This window comes from Trinickia sp. NRRL B-1857 (assembly GCF_050470685.1).
Lineage (GTDB): Bacteria > Pseudomonadota > Gammaproteobacteria > Burkholderiales > Burkholderiaceae > Trinickia.
On record NZ_JBFLUK010000001.1, the window covers coordinates 1,258,253 to 1,277,031 of the forward strand.

Annotated in this window: 16 protein-coding genes; 2 read left to right on the top strand and 14 right to left on the bottom strand. The window is 63.3% G+C overall.

Annotated elements, in window-relative coordinates; all coding sequences use genetic code 11:
• Position 1 precedes the first annotated feature (1 nt).
• The 14 genes from rfaE1 to gyrA all read right to left on the bottom strand — a co-directional run bounded on the left by rfaE1 (position 2) and on the right by gyrA (position 16,769).
• Positions 2-1,012, bottom strand: a complete 1,011-nt coding sequence (gene rfaE1 / locus AB1286_RS05410) for a D-glycero-beta-D-manno-heptose-7-phosphate kinase (protein ID WP_430364993.1) — start codon at positions 1,010-1,012, stop codon at positions 2-4.
• Entirely contained in the window at positions 999-2,405 is a 1,407-nt protein-coding gene (locus AB1286_RS05415) for a UDP-glucose dehydrogenase family protein (protein WP_430362301.1), read from the bottom strand. The genes rfaE1 and AB1286_RS05415 overlap by 14 nt, the downstream gene beginning before the upstream one ends.
• Positions 2,406-2,555: 150 nt before the next feature.
• Positions 2,556-3,734 (bottom strand): lipopolysaccharide assembly protein LapB, encoded by a 1,179-nt coding sequence (gene lapB / locus AB1286_RS05420; protein WP_430362302.1) that lies wholly within the window; start codon positions 3,732-3,734, stop codon positions 2,556-2,558.
• Positions 3,735-3,773: 39 nt separating this feature from the next.
• The gene (locus AB1286_RS05425; protein ID WP_430362303.1) at positions 3,774-4,067 is read right to left on the bottom strand and encodes a lipopolysaccharide assembly protein LapA domain-containing protein; all 294 of its coding nucleotides are present in this window, start codon (positions 4,065-4,067) and stop codon (positions 3,774-3,776) included.
• 452 nt (positions 4,068-4,519) lie between these two features.
• Positions 4,520-4,843, bottom strand: coding sequence for an integration host factor subunit beta (locus AB1286_RS05430; RefSeq protein WP_116136487.1), 324 nt, complete (start codon positions 4,841-4,843; stop codon positions 4,520-4,522).
• A 23-nt stretch (positions 4,844-4,866) separates the two neighbouring features.
• Positions 4,867-6,579: a 30S ribosomal protein S1 gene (gene rpsA, locus AB1286_RS05435; protein ID WP_430362304.1), complete on the bottom strand. Its 1,713-nt coding sequence runs from the start codon at positions 6,577-6,579 to the stop codon at positions 4,867-4,869.
• A 135-nt stretch (positions 6,580-6,714) separates the two neighbouring features.
• Complete coding sequence (gene cmk, locus AB1286_RS05440; RefSeq protein ID WP_430362305.1) at positions 6,715-7,389, bottom strand: (d)CMP kinase; 675 nt, start codon at positions 7,387-7,389, stop codon at positions 6,715-6,717.
• Between the two features lie 19 nt (positions 7,390-7,408).
• Complete coding sequence (gene aroA / locus AB1286_RS05445) at positions 7,409-8,713, bottom strand: 3-phosphoshikimate 1-carboxyvinyltransferase (RefSeq protein ID WP_430362306.1); 1,305 nt, start codon at positions 8,711-8,713, stop codon at positions 7,409-7,411.
• An 11-nt stretch (positions 8,714-8,724) separates the two neighbouring features.
• On the bottom strand, positions 8,725-9,654 hold the full coding sequence (locus tag AB1286_RS05450; RefSeq protein WP_430362307.1) for a prephenate dehydrogenase: 930 nt from the start codon (positions 9,652-9,654) through the stop codon (positions 8,725-8,727).
• A gap of 63 nt (positions 9,655-9,717) precedes the next feature.
• Positions 9,718-10,830 carry a histidinol-phosphate transaminase gene (gene hisC, locus AB1286_RS05455; RefSeq protein ID WP_430362308.1) on the bottom strand — a complete coding sequence of 371 codons (1,113 nt, stop codon included), beginning with the start codon at positions 10,828-10,830 and terminating at the stop codon, positions 9,718-9,720.
• 112 nt (positions 10,831-10,942) lie between these two features.
• Positions 10,943-12,025, bottom strand: a complete 1,083-nt coding sequence (pheA, locus tag AB1286_RS05460; protein ID WP_430362309.1) for a prephenate dehydratase — start codon at positions 12,023-12,025, stop codon at positions 10,943-10,945.
• Between the two features lie 58 nt (positions 12,026-12,083).
• Positions 12,084-13,166 (bottom strand): 3-phosphoserine/phosphohydroxythreonine transaminase, encoded by a 1,083-nt coding sequence (gene serC / locus AB1286_RS05465; RefSeq protein ID WP_430362310.1) that lies wholly within the window; start codon positions 13,164-13,166, stop codon positions 12,084-12,086.
• Between the two features lie 212 nt (positions 13,167-13,378).
• Positions 13,379-13,984, bottom strand: coding sequence for a DUF2059 domain-containing protein (locus AB1286_RS05470; protein WP_430364994.1), 606 nt, complete (start codon positions 13,982-13,984; stop codon positions 13,379-13,381).
• Between the two features lie 151 nt (positions 13,985-14,135).
• Positions 14,136-16,769, bottom strand: coding sequence for a DNA gyrase subunit A (gene gyrA / locus AB1286_RS05475; protein ID WP_430362311.1), 2,634 nt, complete (start codon positions 16,767-16,769; stop codon positions 14,136-14,138).
• Positions 16,770-17,270: 501 nt separating this feature from the next.
• Here gyrA and ompA point away from each other — a divergent pair.
• Together ompA and ubiG are read left to right on the top strand one after the other, a co-directional pair.
• Positions 17,271-17,933 (top strand): outer membrane protein OmpA, encoded by a 663-nt coding sequence (gene ompA, locus AB1286_RS05480; protein WP_430362312.1) that lies wholly within the window; start codon positions 17,271-17,273, stop codon positions 17,931-17,933.
• A gap of 142 nt (positions 17,934-18,075) precedes the next feature.
• A complete protein-coding gene (gene ubiG, locus AB1286_RS05485) occupies positions 18,076-18,774 on the top strand; it encodes a bifunctional 2-polyprenyl-6-hydroxyphenol methylase/3-demethylubiquinol 3-O-methyltransferase UbiG (protein WP_430362313.1) in 699 nt (232 codons plus the stop codon).
• Positions 18,775-18,779: the final 5 nt, after the last annotated feature.

An 18,779-nucleotide genomic window follows, 5' to 3' on the forward strand; every position in this document is an offset into this window, starting at 1 on the left:
GCTAACGCGCATCCGGCGGGAACAGTTCGTCATAATCGACGGTGGCCGTGCCGAGCTTGCCGACGACGATGCCCGCGGCGCGATTGGCCAGCGCCACGGCATCGACGAGCGGAAGCTGCGCGGCGAGCATGACGGCCAACGTGGCGATGACGGTATCGCCCGCGCCCGAGACGTCATAGACCTCGCGTGCAACGGCCGGCGCGGTGAGCGTGCTGCCATCCGCGGTGAACAGCGTCATGCCCTCTTCCGAGCGCGTGAGCAGGAGCGCATCGATGTCGAGCGATGCACGCAGCGCGGCCACGCGTGCATGCAAGTCCTCCTCCGACTTCCACTGCCCCACCACCTCGCGCAATTCCGCGCGATTCGGCGTGATCAACGTCGCGCCGCGATAGCGCTCCCAATCGTCGCCCTTCGGATCGACGAGCACCGGTTTACCGGCAGCCCGAGCCTTCGCGATCATCTGCGTCACGTGCGTGAGACCGCCTTTGGCGTAGTCGGACATCAAGATCACGTCGTGCTGCGCGAGCAGCGCATCGAAGCGCGCCAAGCCCGCCAGCAACGCTTCGTGCGCGGGCGTGTTCTCGAAATCGACGCGCAGCAATTGCTGCTGACGCGAAAGCACGCGCAGCTTGATCGTCGTCGACAGTTCGGGATCGCGCTCCAAATGCGGCGCCACGCCACTGTCCTTGAGCAGCTCGACGATACGTTCGCCCGGCTCGTCGCGCCCGACGACGCACAGCAGCCCCGCCTTCGCGCCGAGCGCCGCCGCATTGCGCGCGACGTTCGCCGCGCCGCCGAGGCGATCCTCTTGCCGCTGCACATGCACGACGGGCACGGGAGCTTCGGGCGAAATGCGATTGACGTCGCCGAACCAGTAGCGATCGAGCATGACGTCGCCCACGATCAGTACGCGCGCGTTGGCGAGCCGTTCGCGCGGCACGGGCGCAACCTGCACGGGCCGCGCCGCGCTATCGCGCACGTCCGGCTCGCGCGTCGAATCAGCCGCGCGCATCGGTTCGGGTATCGAGTTGGACATAAGGACGTCCGATTGCGTAATAGTCGATGCCCAATTCGGCCATCGCCAGAGGTTCGTAAAGGTTGCGGCCGTCGAAAATCACAGGCGTCTTCAGCACCGACTTCAAGTGCGCAAAATCGGGGCTCTTGAATTCCTTCCATTCGGTCACGATGACGAGCGCATCGGCGCCGACCAGCGTTTCGTCTTGGGTAGCCACGAACGTCAAGCGTGCCAGCGCGTCGGGCGAGTCGGCGAGATCGAGCGCAAATACGCGCCGCGCTTCGTTGATCGCAACCGGGTCGTAGGCGCGCACCCGAGCACCGCGCGCGAGCAATGCCGCGATCAGCCGCCGGCTCGGGGCCTCGCGCATATCGTCCGTGTTCGGCTTGAATGCGAGCCCCCATAGCGCGAACGTACGGTCCGTCAGATCGTCGCCCAACCGCGCCACGATCTTTTCCACGAGCACTTCCTTCTGCTCGTGATTGACCGCTTCGACGGCTTCGAGAATCCGCAACTGCTGGCCGTTCTCGCCGGCCGTGCGCACGAGCGCTTGCACGTCCTTCGGAAAGCACGAACCGCCGTAACCGACGCCCGCATAGAGGAAGTGATAGCCGATGCGCGGATCGGAGCCGATGCCGCGACGCACCTGCTCGATATCGGCGCCGACCCGATCGGCCAAGTTCGACATTTCGTTCATGAACGAAATGCGCGTGGCCAGCATCGCGTTGGCCGCGTATTTCGTGAACTCCGCCGAGCGAACGTCCATATAAAGCGTGCGCTCATGATTGCGGTTGAACGGCGCGTACAAGCGCTTCATTTTTTCGCGTGCGATCTGGCCGGCCGCGTCGTCGTCGATGCCGATCACGATGCGGTCGGGCCGCATGAAGTCGTCGACGGCGGCCCCTTCCTTCAGAAACTCAGGGTTCGAGACCACGGAGAAACCATGCGACATGCCGGCGTTCAACCCGCGCGCTTCGAGCTCCGAGGCGATCACGCCACGCACGCGCTCGGCGGTCCCGACAGGCACCGTCGACTTATCCACGACGACCTTGAAACCGTTCGAATAGCGGCCAATGTTGCGCGCCGCTTCTAGCACGTATTGCAGATCGGCCGAGCCGTCCTCGTCGGGCGGCGTGCCCACCGCAATGAATTGCACGTCGCCATGCTCGACGCTGGCCTTCACGTCTGTCGAAAACGTGATGCGGCCGTGGGCGCGCGTGCGCGCGATCATCTCTTGCAAGCCGGGCTCGTGAATCGGCACGCCGCCGCTATTGAGGATGTCGATCTTGCGCTGGTCGACATCGAGACAAAAAACGTCGTTGCCGATTTCCGCCAGGCATGCGCCCGTCACGAGGCCGACGTAGCCCGTGCCGATGATGGTGATTTTCATACGCGTTCCACAAGTTGGTGCCAGCTCAACACCGGCGCTCGGCCGCCGGCGGAATCACGTGCGCTCGCGCACGCGTACCGCCCGCCGCCGGGGTATCCATGAAGCCTCTCGCGCGGCTCGTTACGTCGAACGGCGCGAGGACGGACGCGATCAAGCCTGCGCCGCCCCGATCGGCTCGACTCGCCGCGGCGCATACGTTTCCCAGCCGCTGCAACCGGGGCATTGCCAGTAAAACAGGCGCACCCGGTAGCCGCAATTTTGGCATGTGTAACGTGGCAAATTTTTGGTGCGCTGCTTGATCAGCGTACGCATCAACTCGAGCTCGCCACGGCGCGGCTCCTCGGCCGCTTCGATTTGCGCATCGAGCAAGCGTGTCATCCCGGCCAAGTTCGGCGTCGCGCGCATCTGCGCACGCGCGAGGGCGTGCGCCGTATCGGCGCCGCATAGTTGGGCGACGTGCGGATAAGCGATATCGAGCAAATCGCTCGTCCCGTATTGCTCGACGTAGCCCGTCAGCAGCGCGGCGCCCTCCTGCGGGCGCGAAATCGCGGCGTACGCTTTCATCAGCTTTTCGGCAACGAGCGGAAGGTACGATGCGTCTTGCGACTCGACCCGTCGCCACGCTTCGATCGCGGCCGCTTGGTCGCCGCGCGCGGCCGCTACGTCGCCCGTGAGAATCGTCGCGCGTACGTTGCCGGGATTTACCTTCAGCGCGAGCTCGAGCTGCTCGGCGGCGCCGGGCGCATCCTTGCGCTGCAACGCCTCTTGCGCGAGTTCGCAATGAAATTGCGAGATCTCCTTGACCATGCGATCGGCGCCCATCGTCTCGAGCCGGTCGGCCGCATCGATTGCCTTGGCCCATTCCTTCTCGATCTCATAGATCGAGAGCAGCGCACGCTGCGCATCGCGCGCGTACTCGCCCGCGTCGAGGCGCCCCAGCGCCTCTTCGGCGCGATCGAGCAGCCCAGCCTTCAGAAAGTCTTGGCCGAGTTCGAACAGCGCATGATCGCGTTCGCTGACGGGAAGGTCGGCGCGGCTCAGCAAGTTCTGATGGATACGGATCGCGCGGTCGGTCTCGCCGCGCCGGCGGAACAGGTTACCGAGCGCGAAGTGCAGTTCGATCGTTTCCGGGTCGAGCTTCACGACCTCGATGAAGGCATCGATCGCCTGATCCGGCTGTTCGTTGAGCAGAAAATTCAAGCCGCGAAAATACGAGCGCGGCAAGTTGGCGCTTTCGGACAGCAGCGCCTTGAGGTCGTAGCGCGAGGTCATCCATCCAAGCGCGAACGCTACGGGGACGACGAGCAGCCACCAAAAATCGAGATCCATGCGAAGGTCGGTAAAGCGAGAAGAAAAGCGCGCGTGCGCTTAGATGACGGGCGGCATCGGCGGCTCGACGGGAACAACCGGCGCCTGCTCCCGCGCGGCGCGCAACTCGCGCCGCAAGCGTCCGCTCTCCAGCTTGAGCCGGACGACGGCCGGCAGCGCCGAGACGAGACCGGCGAACAGTCCCACCGCAAAAAACGCCAAACCGATCAAGATCAACGGCGCTTGCCATGTATATCCGGCGAAGTTCACCGTAGCGTTTTGCGTGTTGGCGAGCGCGAGCACGAGCAGCACCACGAACACGAGCACACGGATCAACCAGACGATAAATTTCATAGACGCTCTCTCGACGGCAACTGCGATTGTCGTGCGGGCACGGCCACGCCCAGTTCGACGGCCGGACCCCATAGCCGAAGCTGGGACGACCCAAGCCGGATGGCCCAACAAAAGTGCCCGTATTGTAATGGAAAGGATGACGAGCCGGCCGCGGCGCCGGGACGCCGCGTGCTGGCGCCACGCATGGTTCATGCCGTATCGGTGAATCGAGCGGTCGCCGTTTCGCTATGACGACGCGCTAGCTTGATGCCCGAATCCGATCGCGCAACGGCGCCGCATCATGGTGGGACTTGCACCCACAAGACTGCGCCCATACTGGGCGCACCAATGAAAAAAGCGCCCGAAGGCGCTCTTTCAAAATCGTTTTGCCGGTTTTCGCTGTCGGCGTTGGCGTCGACGACGATACCCAACGGCTTTGCTTTGCGCCGCCCGAACGGGCGAACGCAGCGCATTTAGAGGGCATCGTCCGTGCGGTCGACCGTCAACGGCTCACCGGCCCGGCCGTCCACCCGCTCGCGCAACTCCTTACCAGGCTTGAAGTGCGGCACGTGCTTTTCGGGCACGAGCACCTTCTCCCCCGATTTCGGATTGCGCCCGACGCGGGACGGGCGACGGTTCAGACCGAAGCTGCCGAAGCCGCGAATTTCAATGCGGTGCCCTTTGGCCAAGGCCTCGGACATCGCATCGAGCATCGTTTTGACCGCGAAATCCGCATCCTTGAGGACAAGTTGCGGAAATCGCGCTGCCAACTGGGCGACCAATTCCGATTTGGTCATACTGCGGCAGACCTCTCAAAGGCTTACTGATTCTGGCCGTCGAGCTTGGCCTTGAGCAGCGCGCCAAGGTTCGTCGTACCCGACGCTGCCGAACTCGTGTCGGCCGCCAGGCCGCGCATCGCTTCTTGCTGCTCAGCCGAATCCTTGGCCTTGATCGACAGGTTGATGCCACGCGACTTGCGATCGATGTTGATGATCATCGCGTTGACCTTGTCGCCTTCCTTCAGCACGTTGCGAGCATCTTCCACGCGGTCTTGCGCGATTTCCGAAGCACGCAGGTAGCCTTCGACGTCAGCCGACAGGGCAACCACAGCACCCTTCGCGTCCACCGCCTTCACCGTACCGTCGACGATCGAACCCTTGTCGTTCATTGCAACGAAGTTGCTGAACGGGTCGCCTTCGAGCTGCTTGATACCGAGCGAGATGCGTTCCTTCTCGACATCGATGCCGAGCACGACCGCTTCCACTTCGTCGCCCTTCTTGTACTTGCGGACGGCTTCTTCGCCGGCTTCGCTCCACGACAGATCCGACAGGTGGACCAGGCCGTCGATGCCGCCGGGCAGACCGATGAACACGCCGAAGTCGGTGATCGACTTGATGGCGCCCGTGATCTTGTCGCCCTTCTTGAAGTTGCGGCTGAAGTCATCCCACGGATTCGGCTTGCATTGCTTCATGCCGAGGCTGATACGACGACGGTCTTCGTCGATCTCGAGCACCATGACTTCGACTTCGTCGCCGAGCTGAACAACCTTCGACGGAGCGACGTTCTTGTTCGTCCAGTCCATTTCCGAAACGTGCACCAGACCTTCGATGCCCGATTCGACTTCGACGAACGCGCCGTAGTCGGTGATGTTCGTGACCTTGCCGAACAGACGCGTGCCCGACGGGTAGCGGCGCGAGATGCCTTCCCACGGATCGTCGCCCAGTTGCTTGATGCCGAGCGAAACGCGGTTCTTCTCTTGGTCGAACTTGAGGATCTTGGCCGTAACTTCTTGGCCGACCGACAGCACTTCGCTCGGGTGACGCACGCGGCGCCATGCGATGTCCGTGATGTGCAGCAGACCGTCGATACCGCCGAGGTCGACGAACGCACCGTAATCGGTGATGTTCTTGACCACGCCGTTCACGATCGCGCCTTCCTTCAGCGTTTCGAGCAGCTTCGCGCGCTCTTCGCCTTGCGTCGCTTCGATGACGGCACGGCGCGACAGCACGACGTTGTTACGCTTGCGGTCGAGCTTGATGACGCGGAATTCGAGCGTCTTGCCTTCGTACGGCGTCGTGTCCTTGACGGGACGCGTGTCGACGAGCGAACCCGGCAGGAACGCGCGGATGCCGTTGACCATGACGGTCATGCCGCCCTTGACCTTGCCCGTGATCGTGCCGGTCACGAGTTCGTTGTTGTCGAGTGCCTTTTCCAGCGACAGCCACGAAGCGAGACGCTTGGCCTTGTCGCGCGACAGGATCGTGTCGCCATAACCGTTTTCGAGCGCGTCGATCGCGACCGAAACGAAGTCGCCCGCCTGCACTTCTACCTCGCCCGCGTCGTTCAGGAACTCTTCGAGCGGGATATAGGCTTCGGACTTGAGACCTGCATTGACGACCACGAAGTTGTGGTCGACACGCACGACTTCGGCGGAGATCACTTCGCCGGCGCGCATGTCTTGCTTGGTCAGCGACTCTTCGAAAAGGGCCGCGAAAGATTCGGTGTTCGGGTTGGAGGTTTGCAGGTCGGACATAAAAATCGTAGTTGCATGGCTTCGCGGGTGTCAGTGCCGGCGAAATGCCGCCGGTCACGCTGCGACGTCGTTGCGAACGCCATACGGGGTTAAGGGTTAATCCCACGCTCGAGGCACCACGGGCGCCTCAAGCACCTACCGCACCCGATACCAATTCACCACTTCGCCGACCGCTTGGTCGATCGAAAGCGCCGAGGTATCGAGCAGCTTTGCATCTGCCGCAGGCTTGAGCGGCGCGGCGGCGCGGTTACTGTCGCGTTCGTCGCGCTCACGCAAATCCCGGAGCAAGTTATCTATATTAGCAGAAAACCCTTTTTGGATCAATTGCTTATACCGTCTGGCCGCGCGAGCCTCGACGCTGGCCGTCAGAAACACTTTCAAGACGGCATCGGGGAAGATCACGGTGCCCATGTCGCGACCGTCGGCCACGAGTCCGGGCTCCTTGCGAAACGCCCGCTGGCGCGCCACCAGCGCGGCCCGCACGTTCTGGTGGACGGCGATCGCGGAGGCCCGGTTGCCGATTTCCTCGGCCCGGATTTCGCTCGAGACGTCCACGCCGTCCAGTTGCGCGCAGCCCTCCCGGAACGTGATGTGCAGGTCGCCCACGAGAGCGGCCAAGGCCGTATCGTCGTCGGGCGCGACGCCGTAGCGAACGCTGGCCAGGGCGGCGAGCCGATACAGCGCCCCGCTATCGAGCAAGTGGAAGCCGAGCTGGGCGGCGACGAGCGCCGCGACGGTCCCCTTGCCGGAAGCGGTGGGACCGTCGATTGCGATGACGGGCGTTTGGTGAAACGGGCGAGTCGGTTTCATCTAGGCAAAAGGTCGAACATCAAACGCAGGCGAGCGTTTTGAAGCGGTCGAAATAATCGGGAAAAGTCTTGCCGACGCACTTCGGGTCGTTGATTCGCACCGGCACGCCACCGAGCGAAACGAGCGAGAAGCACATCGCCATACGGTGATCGTCGTAGGTATCGATCGCCGCGTTCGGCATGAGCTCGGCCGGCGGCGTCACGATGAGGAAATCCGGGCCCTCCTCGATCGTTGCGCCGACCTTGCGCAACTCGGTCGCCATCGCGGCGATCCGGTCCGTCTCCTTCACGCGCCAACTGCCGATGTTGCGCAACTTCGTCGTGCCGCGCGCGAACAGCGCACACACGGCAATCGTCATCGCGGCATCGGGAATCAAATTGAAATCCATGTCGACGGCTTCGAGCTGGCCATGATCGTGGCCGACACCGCGCACCTCGATCCAATCCTCGGCCATCGTGACGTTAGCGCCCATGGCCGTCAGTGCGTCGGCGAACGCGACGTCGCCTTGAATGCTCGCGCGGCCCACGCCGACGACGCGCACCGGTCCCCCAGCGAGCGCCCCCGCGGCGAGGAAATAGGACGCCGACGAGGCATCGCCTTCCACCATGATCGCGCCCGGCGAGCGATAGCGGCCGCCGGCCGGGATCGTGAAGCGCTGCCAGCCTTCGCGCGCAACCGTCACGCCGAAGCGCTCCATCAACTTCATCGTAATTTCGATGTACGGCTTCGAAATGAGCTCGCCCTCGACTTCGACGACGATCGCGCCGCTTTTGGCATGGACGAGCGGCAGCGTCATCAAGAGCGCCGTCAGGAACTGGCTCGAGACGTCGCCGCGCACGCGGATCGGCTCGTCGACAGCGATTTGCCCGCCATGGATGGCGAGCGGCGGATAGCCTTCGTTTGCCTCGTAATCGATCTGCGCGCCGATTTGGCGCAGACCGTCGACGAGATCGCCGATGGGCCGCTCATGCATCCGCGGCACGCCATGCACGCGGTATTCGCCGCCGTTGACGGCCAGCGCGGCCGTCAACGGGCGGATCGCCGTGCCGGCATTGCCGAGAAAGAGGTCGGCCGTTTTGGCGGGAAACGCGCCGCCCGCACCTTGTACGACGCAGACGTCGGCATCGCGCGTGAATTTCACGCCGAGCGCGGCCAGCGCATCGAGCATGACTCGCGTGTCGTCGGAATCGAGCAGATTCGAGATCGTCGTCTCACCTTCGGCCAGCGCGGCCAGCAAGAGCACGCGGTTCGAAATGCTCTTCGAGCCGGGCAGGCGGATCGTGCCTTGCGCCCGGGAGTAGGGTCCGAGATCGAGGTAATCCATGAGGGTTCCTTTTATTTCGGGACGAGATGACCGCCCGCGCGGCCGCCGCGTTCCTGCCATTGCGTGCGTGCTTCGCGTGAGCGGGCGAAAACGGCTTCGAGCGCGGCGCCGTCGCCCGCGACGATGGCGGCGCGCAGCGCGGCGAGCACCGCGGTGTAGCTATCCAACTCGTCGACCAATGCGTCACGGTTGGCCAGACAGACGTCGCGCCACATTTCGGGACTCGATGCCGCGATACGCGTGAAGTCGCGGAATCCGCCGGCGGCGAACGAAAACTTCAGCGCCGCGTCCGGCGCGCTCAAGATAAGCTCGACGAGCGCGAACGACAGCAAGTGCGGCAAGTGACTGACGGAGGCGAACACGCGGTCGTGCTGCTCGTGGCTCATCGTGCTCACGAGTGCGCCGGTCGCGCGCCAGAGCGCATCGATGCGAGCGACGTCGTCGGGCCGATTTTCCGGCAGCGGACAGAGTACGACATTGCGGCCCACGTAAAGATCGGGCAACGCGGCTTCGACGCCGCTCGATTCGCGCCCCGCGATCGGATGACCCGGGACGAACTGCGACACGCGCTCGCCTAGCGCAGTGCGCGCGGCTGCAACGACATCCGATTTGGTGCTGCCGGCGTCGGTCACGATCGTGCGCGTGTCGAGAAACGGGGCGATGCGCGCAAGCAGCCGCTCGGTCTGTGCGACGGGCGCCGCGACGAGCACGAGGTCCGCGCCCGCGAGTGCGGCCGAGAGCTCGGCGTCGTCGTCGAGCGAGGCGACGTCGTCGACGACGCCGAGCTCACGGGCACGCTCGGCCGAGGCCAACGTCCGGCCCACGCCGACGATCCGTCCGCCGTGCGCCGCGCCCGCGCGCTCGCGCATCGCGCGCGCCAGCGAGCCGCCGATGAGGCCCACGCCGAAAATCACGAGTTTGTCGAAGGTGAACGTGGTCACGAATGGCTCAAAAACGAAAAAATTTGCGCACGCGTACGGCGCGCGCAAGATGCATGGCGCGGCTCACGCCTGCGCCAGCGCTTGTTCAAGTGCGGCGAGGAACGCCTCGTTTTCGTCGGGAAGACCGATCGTCACGCGCAACCACTGCGGTAGCCCGTAGCTGCCGACCGGACGCACGATGACGCCTTGCTTGAGGAGCGCAAGGTTGACGCGCGCACCGGCGCCGTCGTCGCTTCCCACGCGCACGAGCACGAAATTGCCGAACGATGGCACGTACTCGAGCCCGAGTTTATCGAACGCCTGCGTCAAGCGCCGGTAGCCCTCGGCGTTCAGCGCGGCCGTCTTTTCGAGGAAGGCCGTATCGCCGAGCGCCGCGATCGCCGCGGCCTGCGCCATCGTGTTGACGTTGAACGGCTGGCGCAGCCGGTTGAGCAGATCGGTCAACTCCGGTTGCGCGATCGCGAATCCGACCCGCAGCCCCGCGAGGCCGAACGCCTTCGAAAACGTGCGCGAGACGACGAGATTCGGATAACGGCGTACCCACGCTATCGAGTCGTAGCGCAGCTCGGCCGGCAGGTACTCCGTGTACGCCTCGTCGAGCACCACGACGACACGCCTCGGCACCTTCTCGAGAAATGCCTCGAGCGCCGGCCCCTCGATGAACGTCCCGGTCGGATTGTTCGGGTTGGCGATGAACACGAGGCGCGTGTCCTCGTCGATGGCCGCGAGCATTGCGTCGAGATCGTGGCCGTGCCGCACCGCGGGAACGACGATCGCTCGTGCGCCGAGCCCTTGCGTGGCCAGCGCATAAACCGCGAACGAGTATTGCGCATAGACGACCGATTGTCCCTTTTCGACGAACGCGTGCGCGGCGATCTCGAGGATGTCGTTGCTGCCGTTGCCGAGCGTGATCCATTCCGCGGGCACTTCGTAGCGCGCCGCAAGTGCGGCCTTCAGCTCGAACGCGTTCGAATCGGGATAGCGGCCGAGCTCTTGAGCGGCGCGCGCCATCGCAGCCTTGGCCGAGTCGGGCATGCCGAGCGGATTTTCGTTCGATGCCAGCTTCACGATGCGCGCCTCATCGAGCCCGAATTCGCGTGCGACTTCCGAGATCGGCTTGCCGGCAACGTAGGGGGCGATTTGGCGCACGTAGGAAGGGCCGTATTGCATCGTCATGAGTCTCTCCAAAGCGGACAGCACGAATTCGTAGGACCGATGGATGCCGATGCGCGAGCGCATCCATCGTCGCGGGTCGAGCGGATCGCGCCGGTCGCGGACATGCGCGACATCAGCGCGAGCGCGGATACGAACCGAGGATCTTGAGGAACGCGGCCTTCTTCCCGAGCTCGGCGAGCGCGTGAGCGACGGGCGAATCCTCGCGATGACCTTCGACGTCGATATAGAAGTAGTACTCCCACGTACCGGCGCGAGCGGGACGCGACTCGAACCGCGTCATCGACACACCGTGCCGCGCCAACGGCTCGAGCAGCTTGAACACCGCGCCCGGCTCGTTCTTCACCGATACGATCAACGAAGTCTGGTCATGTCCGCTGCGGCCCGCCGGCGTATGGCCGATCATCACGAAGCGGGTTCGATTGTGAGGATCGTCTTGAATCAACGGGCTCGCGACCTGCAAGCCGTAGAACGCCGCCGCGCGGTCGCTCGCGATCGCGGCAATGCTCGGATCGAGCGATGCCATGCGCGCCGCTTCCGCGTTGCTCGAGACGGCTTGCCGCTCGATATGCGGCAAGTTCGCCGTCAGCCAGCGTTGACATTGCGCAAGCGCTTGCGGATGCGCGCAAACGCGCGAGATGCCCGTGAGCGCGCCGCTTTGCGTCAGCAAGTTGTGCCGAATCGCCAAGGCGAGTTCGCCGCCGATCAGCAATTGCGATTCGAGCAGGAGGTCGAGCGTGCGCGACACCGCCCCTTCGCTCGAGTTCTCGACGGGCACGACGCCGAACTGCGCGCCGCCCGCCTCGACGCTACGAAATACCTCGTCGATCGACGGGCACGGCAGCCCCTGGATCGAATGGCCGAAGTATTCATACATCGCCTCTTCGCTATAGGTACCGGCCGGGCCGAGATACGCCGCGGTGACCGGCTGCTCGAGCGAGCGGCTCGCCGCCATGATCTCGCGCCAAATCGCGCTGATGTGATCGCCCTCGAGCGGACCTTCGCTCAACGCCTGCAAGCGCGAAATCACCTGCTGCTCGCGCTCGGGGCGGAACACCGGTGCGTTGTAGTGCTTCTTGACCTCGCCCACTTCGAGGGCGATCGCCGCGCGTTGATTGAGCAGCGCGATGACCTGCGCGTCGATCGCATCGATCGCATCGCGCAGCGGTTTCAACTTTGAATTAAGTTCGTCGTCCATGCGTAAAACGGCCGTATCGAAAACGGGCGGCGTCGCACGCGCGCCCTACCCTGCGCGGTTAGGCGCGAGTGCGTTCGAAATCCTTCATGTACTCGACGAGCGCTTTAACGCCCTCGAGCGGCACCGCGTTGTAAATCGACGCCCGCATGCCGCCGACGGACTTGTGGCCCTTAAGCTGCATCAGCCCGCGCGCTTTCGCGCCGGCCAGGAAATCATCATTGCGCGATTCGTCCACGAGGAAGAACGGTACGTTCATTCGCGAACGCGATTCGCGCTCCACTTTGTTGACATAGAAGCTGCTCGCATCGATCGTCTCGTACAGCAGCTTCGACTTTTCGAGGTTGCGCGCCTCGATTTCCTGCAATCCGCCCTGCCGCTTCAGCCACTTGAAGACGAGGCCCGCGATATAAATCGCATACGTGGGCGGCGTGTTGTACATCGAATTGTTCTCGGCGACGATGCGCCACTCGAACGCCGACGGGCAAATCGACAGCGCACGGTCGAGCAAGTCCTCGCGCACGACGACGATCGTCAAACCCGCCATACCGATGTTCTTCTGCGCCCCGCCGTACATGACGCCGTACTTGGCGACGTCGAGCGGGCGCGACAAGACATGCGAGGAGACGTCCGCCACGAGCGGGACGTCGCCAAGCTCGGGAATATCGAAGGTCTCGACGCCGTGAATCGTCTCGTTCGTGCAAAGGTGCACGTAGGCGGGATCGTCGGACAATTGCCACTCGGCACGCTTGGGCGCGCGCGTGAATCCGTTCGCCGTCTCGCCGCTCGCGGCCAGATGCGGCTTGCAGTACTTGGCGGCTTCCTTGAACGTTTTTTGCGACCACGATCCGGTCACGACGAAATCGGCGACGTCGCGCTTGCCGAGCATGTTCATCGGCACGATCGCGTTTTCGCCGAGACCGCCGCCTTGCAAGAACAAGACTCGGTGACTCGCGGGCGCCTGAAGCAACTCGCGCAGGTCGGTGAGCGCTTCTTCGTGAATCGACATGAACTCGCGGCCGCGATGACTCATTTCCATCACGCTCATGCCGCTGCCATGCCAATCGAGCATTTCATCGGCCGCTTGACGCAACACCTCTTCGGGCAACGCCGCCGGACCAGCCGAGAAATTGAAGACGCGCATCGTGAGAACCCCCGAGGAAGATTGAACGGATGGGCGCAAACGAGCGGAGGCGCATGGCCGCCGTCGAATTCGCCGGACTCAAGTCAGAAATAGATAATGGCCGTTCGCGCATCGCGCGCAAACGGCCATTATCGCACCGCCGATCGAAAACCGCTTGCACGAGGCCCGGCAAGCGGGCCTGCGCGCCAAGCCCTCACGGGCTTGAACGCGGTTTACTTGCCGGGCTTGACCGCGGCCACTTCCTTATCGGCTTGCGTGCGCGTAGCCTGGATCGACTGCGGCATGTACTTCTGCATCAGGCTGCCGACGACATCGCGGCCAACCTGGTCTTGCACCTGGATGAACTTGCGGCCCGTCGAGCTCTTGTAGAACTTCGTCAGATCTTTGAGTTCGTCCGTCGAGTAATACTTCGCGTATGCGTCGTATTGCGCTTGCATTGCGTCTTGGCGGAAACCGTCGGTCGAGAAGACTTGACCTGCCGAATCCACGAGCTTGGGCACTGCGTTCTTTTGCAGCGCCGGCACGGCGGCTTGCTTCTGCTTGTCGTTCAGCGTCTTGTTCTCCGACAACGCTTCCGACAGGATTTCCGGCACGTATTGCTTCGCCTGCATCTGAGCGCTGTTACCGATCGCACCGACGAGCTTTTGCGCGTCGATCGCTTCCAGCAGCTCCTTGATCGCAGCTTGCTTGGCCGGATCGACCGGCGCGGCGGCCGTGGCAGTCGAAGCCGCGGGCGCTTGGCTTTGGAGGGCTTGCGCCATCGCGAAAGTCGGCACGAAAGCAGCCAGCAGCATCCATTGCTTGAATCGTCGTTGCATCATCACTCCCTCTAAAAAATGAATCGTTCGCGCGCGCAGCCTCGCGGCGGCTTTGTCGGATCCGCCCTCGTGAACCACGACGGACCCGCCTACCTATAACGCGATCGCTCGCGCGCTTCGTTGTCTTTCGTCAAACCGCGGGCCCGGCCGACTACTGCGCGGCGTCCTCGCCCGCTTCGTCGTCCGATGCGGCGCCGTCGGCATCCCCATCGACATCGGGATCGGGATCGGCTTCCGCAATCTGTTGCAGGCCAGACAGTTTCGTACCCTCGTCAAGGCTGATGAGTGTAACACCCTGAGTCGCCCGGCCCATCTCGCGGATCTCCGAAACACGTGTGCGAATCAACACACCCGTCGTCGTGATCAACATGATCTGGTCTTCGGGGTCGACGAGCGTGGCGGCTACCACCTTGCCGTTACGCTCCGACGTCTGGATCGCGATCATACCCTTCGTGCCGCGCCCGTGCCGCGTGTACTCCGTGATCGGCGTACGTTTGCCGTAGCCGTTCTCGGTCGCCGTCAGCACGGACTGCGTTTCGCTGCCGGCCACGAGCATGGCGATGACCTGCTGCCCGTCTTCCAGCTGCATGCCGCGTACGCCGCGCGCCTCACGGCCCATCGGACGGACGTCGTTCTCGTCGAAGCGCACGGCCTTGCCGGCATCGGAGAAGAGCATGACGTCGTGCTGACCGTCGGTGATGTCGGCGCCGATGAGGTAATCGCCCTCGTCCAGACCGACGGCAATGATACCTTTGCGCAATGGTCTGCTGAAAGCTTCGAGCGGCGTCTTCTTGACCGTGCCGAGGGCCGTGGCCATGAAAACGAATTTGTCGGCGGAAAACTCCTTCACCGGCAGCACGACGTTGATCTTCTCGCCTTCCTGCAACGGGAACATGTTCACGATCGGACGGCCGCGTGCGTTACGCGAGCCTTGCGGCACTTCGTAGACCTTGACCCAGTAGACGCGGCCGCGGTTCGAGAAGCACAGAATGTGATCGTGCGTGTTCGCGATGAACAGCGTATCGATCCAGTCGTCTTCCTTCATCTGCGTGGCCTGCTTGCCGCGCCCGCCGCGCTTTTGCGCCCGGTATTCGGACAGCGGCTGCGACTTGACGTAGCCGCTGTGCGACATCGTCACGACCATGTCCTGCGGCGTAATCAGATCTTCGGTGTTCAGCTCGGTGGCGTTCAGCTCGATCTTCGAGCGGCGCGCGTCGCCGAACTCGGCCTTCACGGCCGTCAACTCGTCGCCGATGATCGCCGTGATGCGCTCCGGCCGCGCCAGAATGTCGAGCAGATCGGCGATCTGAGCCATGACTTCGCGGTATTCGCCGATGATCTTGTCTTGCTCGAGGCCCGTCAGGCGCTGCAAGCGCATCTGCAAGATCTCCTGCGCCTGCGTATCGGACAGCTTGTAAAGGCCATCCCCCTGCATGCCGAACGCCGGATTCAAGCCTTCCGGGCGGTACGCTTCGCGCCCGCCGGCGGCGGCGTTCTCCGACTCGGCGCGGGACAGCATGTCGCGCACGAGCGAGGAATCCCACGGGCGCGCCATGAGCTCTTGCTTGGCGATCGGCGGCGTCGGCGCGGCCTTGATGATCGCGATGAACTCGTCGATGTTCGCGAGCGCCACGGCCAGGCCTTCGAGCACGTGGCCGCGTTCGCGCGCTTTGCGCAGTTCGTATACAGTGCGCCGCGTCAGTACCTCGCGCCGGTGCGAGAGGAATGCGTCCAGCATTTCCCGCAGATTCAGCAGCTTCGGCTGGCCGTCGACGAGCGCGACCATGTTCATACCGAACGTATCTTGCAGCTGGGTCGCCTTGTACAGATTGTTCAGGACGACCTCGGGCACTTCGCCGCGCTTCAGTTCGATAACGACGCGCATGCCGCTCTTATCCGATTCGTCGCGGATATCGGAGATGCCCTCGAGCTTCTTCTCGTTGACGAGTTCGGCGATCCGCTCGAGCAGCGAGCGCTTGTTCACCTGATACGGCAACTCGTCGACGATGATCGCCATGCGTTGACCGCGGTCGATCTCCTCGAAGTGCGTAGCGGCCCGCATGACGACGCGGCCGCGCCCCGTGCGGTACCCGTCGCGCACGCCCGCCACGCCGTAGATGATGCCGGCCGTGGGGAAATCGGGCGCCGGGATGATCTCGATCAGCTCGTCGATCGTTGCCTGCGGATTGTTCAGAAGATGGTGGCAGGCGTCGACGACTTCGCTCAGATTGTGCGGCGGAATGTTCGTCGCCATCCCGACGGCGATCCCCGACGAGCCGTTGATCAGCAAGTTCGGGATGCGCGCCGGCAGAATCAGCGGCTCGCTTTCGCTGCCGTCGTAGTTTGGACCGAAATCGACCGTTTCCTTGTCGATGTCGGACAGCAGCTCATGGCCGATCTTGGCCATGCGGATTTCGGTGTACCGCATCGCGGCGGCATTGTCGCCGTCGATGGAACCGAAATTGCCCTGCCCGTCGACGAGCATGTAGCGCAGCGAAAAGAACTGCGCCATACGCACGATCGTGTCGTAGACCGCGACGTCGCCGTGGGGGTGGTATTTACCGATGACATCGCCCACGATACGCGCCGACTTCTTATAGGCGCGGTTCCAGTCGTTGTTCAGCTCGTGCATCGCGTACAGGACGCGGCGGTGCACCGGCTTGAGGCCGTCCCGAACGTCGGGAAGCGCACGCCCCACAATCACGCTCATCGCGTAATCGAGATACGAACGGCGCATTTCCTCCTCGAGGGAGATCGGCAGAGTCTCTTTGGCGAATTGATCCATTATCCGTATCGTTTTCGGGCGCGAGCGGAGCGAAAACAGCACAGCGCGCCCACTCCCGCGGGCCCGGCAGGAGGCGCCGGGCATCACGCGATTCTAACATGGCCGCCATCGCCGCCCGAGATATACGGCATGTACTCCCCTACGGCCGCACGCGAGAACCGCCCAGGCGCCGCGCATTCTTGCTACCCGCAGCGGCGATTGTTTCGCGCAAGCTGGCACGGGACGTGCAGCCGCCGATCGCCCGCAAAGCCGCGCCCCGCCTTCCTGTTGCTCAAGCACCACAATCGAAAGAGGCGGTTGGAGACGGCGGGATTTTTTTTTCGTAAGAAGGGAACGATATGGCAAAATGCCAACGCACTTGGTTAGACACTGCTCGAAGTGTCCACAGGGTCGAGCGTTTTTTGTACCGCACCAATGTTATACTTCGAGCAATGTATGACTTGTCTTCGTCATCCAGGCTCGCAGTAAACCTGCGGTAATCTCAATTTCGAGAGGAGAAATATGAATAAATTTTCAAAGCTCGCGTTCATTGCAGCTACCGCAGTTGTGGCTGCATCCGCATCGGCCCAATCGGTGCCGGCGTCGCGACAAGCTACGAACGACAACTGGGTGAACGGCACCGGCGAATACGTGTGGATGAACGGCACGAACGAGCTTTGCTGGCGCGATGCGTTCTGGACGCCGGCCACGGCCAACGCCAAGTGTGACGGCGCGCTCGTCGCGCAAGCCCCGACGCCGCCGGCTCCGGTCGCTCCGGTTGCTCCGGCGATCACGAGCCAAAAGGTGACGTACCAAGCCGACACGCTGTTCGACTTCGACAAGGCAATCCTGAAGCCGGCTGGCAAGTCGAAGCTCGACGAATTGGCTTCGAAGCTCGAAGGCATGAACCTGGAAGTCGTCGTTGCGACGGGCTACACGGACAAGATCGGTTCGGACAAGTACAACGACCGTCTGTCGCTGCGCCGTGCGCAAGCTGTGAAGGCTTACTTGGTCAGCAAGGGCGTGCCCGCCAACAAGATCTACACGGAAGGCAAGGGCAAGCGTAATCCGGTCAAGACGGACTGCGCGCAGAAGAACCGCAAGGCGCTCATCGCTTGCCTGGCACCGAACCGTCGCGTGGAAGTGGAAGTTGTCGGCACGAGCAGCAAGCCGGCCGGCCAATAAGCCACCGCTCCCGCTTCAAGAAAAACCCCGCTTCGGCGGGGTTTTTTTCTGGCGGCACCGGTTGCGCCGCGCCCTGTTTTGCGGCAGCGCGCAACCCTCGATATACTCAGCCTAATTCCCGGTCTACCCCTCTCGCAACGTTATGACGAATGCCGATCCCCACGAGCTACGGAAATTTAGCGACCTTGCACACCGCTGGTGGGATCCAAATGCAGAATTCAAACCGCTCCATGAACTGAATCCCGTCAGGCTCGGCTGGATCGACGCCCATGCGCATCTGCCCGGCAAGCGCGTACTCGACGTCGGCTGCGGCGGCGGCATTTTGTCCGAGTCGATGGCAACGCTCGGCGCGCAGGTCAAAGGCATCGATCTCTCGAACCAGGCGCTTGGCGTCGCAGATCTGCATAGCCTCGAGAGCGGCGTGACCGTCGAATACGAGGAGATCGCGGCCGAAGCGCTCGCGGCCCGCGAGCCCGGCAGCTACGACGTTGTTACGTGCATGGAGATGCTCGAGCACGTGCCCGATCCGGCGGCGATCGTCAAAGCCTGCGCGACACTCGTCAAACCCAACGGCTGGGTGTTTTTTTCGACGCTCAACCGGAACGTAAAGTCTTATCTATTGGCCGTCATCGGCGCCGAATACATCGCCCAGATGCTCCCCAAGGGCACGCATGATTACGCGCGCTTCATTCGTCCGTCCGAGCTTGCGGGCTTCGCGCGCGCCGCCGGATTGCACGCCGTTGAAGTCAAGGGGATTACGTACCGTCCGCTCGGCAAGCACTTTTCGCTTTCGGACGATACGAGCGTCAATTATCTGTTCGCCTGCCGCCGCGACGCCTAAGCCGC